2 protein-coding genes are annotated in these 3,362 nt (G+C 67.6%); both read left to right on the forward strand.

What is annotated here, in order from left to right; genetic code table 11:
• The coding region (locus VM221_00800; protein HUT73356.1) for an efflux RND transporter periplasmic adaptor subunit at window positions 1-978 on the forward strand (978 nt) is incomplete at its 5' end.
• A 93-nt stretch (window positions 979-1,071) separates the two neighbouring features.
• Window positions 1,072-3,362: CusA/CzcA family heavy metal efflux RND transporter (locus VM221_00805; protein HUT73357.1), on the forward strand; the 2,291-nt coding region annotated here is incomplete at its 3' end.

The raw sequence follows: 3,362 nt of genomic DNA on the forward strand, positions 1-3,362 counted from the left end.
AAGGTCGGCGGCTGGGTGGAGAAGCTCCACGTCAACTTCACCGGCGCCCAGGTGCGCAAGGGGCAGCCGCTGCTGTCCATCTACAGCCCGGAGCTGGTGGCGACCCAGGAGGAGTACCTGCTGGCGCTGCGGGCGCAGAAACGCCTGCAGCGCAGCTCGTTCGCCGAGGTCGCGGCCAATGGCGACAGCCTGCTGGCGGCGACGCGGCGGCGCCTCGAGCTGTGGGACATCCCGGAGAGCGAGATCCGCCGCATCGAGCGCACCGGGCACCCCATCAAGACCATCACCCTCTACGCCCCGACCAGCGGCTTCGTGATGGACAAGTACGTGCTGGAGGGGCAGAAGGTGGGGTCCACGACCGAACTGATGGTGGTCGCCAACTTGGACCAGGTGTGGGTGCAGGCCGAGTTCTACGAGGAGGACGCGGAGCTGGTGCGCGTCGGCGACCAGGCCCAACTCACGGTCAACGCTTATCCCAACCAGCGCTGGACCGGGGCCATAGACTATGTCTATCCCGCGGTTGACCCCCAGACGCGCACCCTGCGCGCGCGGCTGCGGTTCCGCAACCCGGGGCTGCTGCTCAAACCCGGTATGTACGCCAACGTCGCCATCGAGAGGCCGCTGGGCATGCAGCTGACGGTGCCGGAGGAGGCGATCCTCGATTCCGGCACCCGCCAGATCGTCTTTCTCGACCGCGGCGACGGGCACTTCGAGCCGCGCCAAGTGACCCCGGGACGGCGCGCCGACGGCCGCCGCGAGATCCTGAGCGGCCTCGCCGCGGGCGACCTGGTGGTGACCAGCGGCAACTTCCTGATTGACTCCGAGAGCCGCCTCAAGTCGGCGCTGTCCGGGATGGGAGGCGCGTCCGCGCCTCAACCTGGGGAATCGTCGCCGGGGCCCTCGGCCAAACAGCCGGCGGGTGAACCTCCCACCGACAAGTCGAGTGACAAGGGCATGCTCCCCATGCCGGGGATGTGACGCGGCCACTGGATCGCCGTCCGATCCCTCTCCCTCAAAGGGAGAGGAGTTGACGAGCCGGCGCCGCGCGCGCAGGTGCAGCGAGTAAACACTGTGATCGAAAAGATAATCGAGTTCAGCGCCCGCAACCAGTTCATCATCTACCTGCTCGTGGTGTTCATGCTGGTGGGAGGCATCTGGGCGACCAGGCAGGTGCCCCTCGACGCCATCCCCGACCTCACCGACACCCAGGTCATCATCTTCACCGAGTGGATGGGGCGCAGCCCCAACCTGGTGGAGGACCAGGTGACCTATCCCATCGTGTCGGCGATGCTGTCGGCGCCCAGGGCCAAGGTCGTGCGCGGCTACTCCATGTTCGGCATGTCGTTCGTCTATGTCATCTTCCGCGACGGCACCGATGTCTATTGGGCGCGCAGCCGGGTGCTGGAGTACCTGAGCCAGCTCCAGGGCAAGTTCCCGCCCGGAGTCACTCCGCAGCTGGGGCCGGACGCGACCGGCGTCGGCTGGATCTATCAATACGCGCTGGTGGACAAATCGGGCCAGCACGACCTGGCGGAGCTGCGGGCGTTCCAGGACTGGCAGTTGCGCTACTGGCTGGCGAGCGTGCCTGGGGTGGCGGAGGTCGCCAGCGTCGGCGGTTTCGAGAAGCAATACCAGGTGGACCTCGACCCCGGCAAGCTGCTGGCCTACAACCTGCCGGTGTCGCAGGTGGTGGCCGCCATTCGTGCGGGCAACAACGACGTCGGCGGGCGCAGCCTGGAGATGACGGGCAAGGAGTACGTGGTGCGCGGGCGGGGCTACATCACCTCGACCGCCGAGTTGGAGCAGGCGGTGGTGGGGCGGCGCGGCGACGGCACGCCGCTTTTGCTGGGCGATGTCGCCAACGTTCACCTGGGGCCGGAGATGCGGCGCGGGCTGAGCGAGCTCGACGGGCGGGGGGAAGTCGTCGGCGGCATCGTCGTCATGCGCTACGGGGAGAACGCGCTCAACGTCATTCGCCGCGTCAAGGCCAAGCTGGCGGAGATCAAGCCCGGCCTGCCGCAGGGGGTCGAGGTCGTCCCTACTTATGACCGCTCCGCCCTCATCGGGCGCTCCATCGCCACCTTGCGCCGCACCCTGATCGAGGAGTCGCTCATCGTCTCGCTGGTCATCATCGTCTTCCTGCTGCACTTTCGCAGCGCGCTGATCGCGATCGTGATCCTGCCCATCGCGGTGGTGCTGGCATTCATCCCCATGCAGCGCATGGGCCTGTCCTCCAACATCATGTCGCTGGGGGGCATCGCCATCGCCATCGGCGCGATGGTGGACGCGGCGGTGGTGTTGATCGAGAACGCCCACAAGCGGCTGGAGCAGGCGGACCCCGCGCAGCCGCGCTTGGAGGTCATCATCCGCGCCGCCAAGGAGGTCGGCAAGCCGTTGTTCTTCTCGCTGGTGGTGATCACCGTGTCGTTCCTGCCGGTGTTCACCCTGGAGGCGCAGGAGGGGCGGCTGTTCAAGCCCCTGGCCTTTACCAAGACCTTCTCCATGGCCTTCGCCTCGCTGCTGTCCATCACCCTGGCGCCGGCGCTGATGGTGCTGCTCATCCGCGGCAAGATCCGCCCCGAGCACGAGCACCCGGTGAGCTGGCGACTGCAGCGCATCTACTACCCGTGGGTGAGCGCCCTCATGCGGCGCCGCCTGCTGAGCATCGGCCTGGCGGTGCTGGCGGTGGTCTCCAGCGTCCCCATTTTCTTCAAGCTCGGCTCCGAGTTCATGCCCCCCCTCAACGAGGGCGACATCCTCTATATGCCGACCACCCTGCCCGGGGTCTCGGTCACCGAGGCGGGCCGTTTGCTCCAGGTGCAGGACCGGCTGATCAAGGAGTTCCCCGAGGTCGAACGCGTCTTCGGCAAGGTCGGCAAGGCGCAGACCTCGACCGACCCCGCGCCGCTGGACATGATGGAGACGACGGTGCTGCTCAAGCCGCCGGCGCAGTGGCGCACCGTGCACCGCGACCGCTGGCACTCACGCCGGGCGCCGGAGTTCCTCAAGCGCGGCCTGCGCCACATCTGGCCCGAGGAGCGGCGCATCACCTGGGACGAGCTGACCGACGAGCTCGACCAGCGCCTGCGCCTGCCCGGCGTCACCAACGCCTGGACCATGCCCATCAAGGCGCGCATTGACATGCTCACCACCGGCATCCGCACCCCCGTCGGCATCAAGGTCTTCGGCCCCGATCTGCAGCAGATCGAGAAGATCGGCCAGCAGTTGGAAACAGCGCTCAAGGATGTCCCCGGCACGCGCAGCGTCTTCGCCGAGCGCACCACCGGCGGCTACTACGTGGACATCATCCCGCGCCGGGAAGAGGCGGCCCGCTACGGACTCTCCATCCAGCAGGTGCAGGA

The sequence above is a fragment of the Armatimonadota bacterium genome (assembly GCA_035527535.1).
Taxonomy (GTDB): Bacteria; Armatimonadota; Hebobacteria.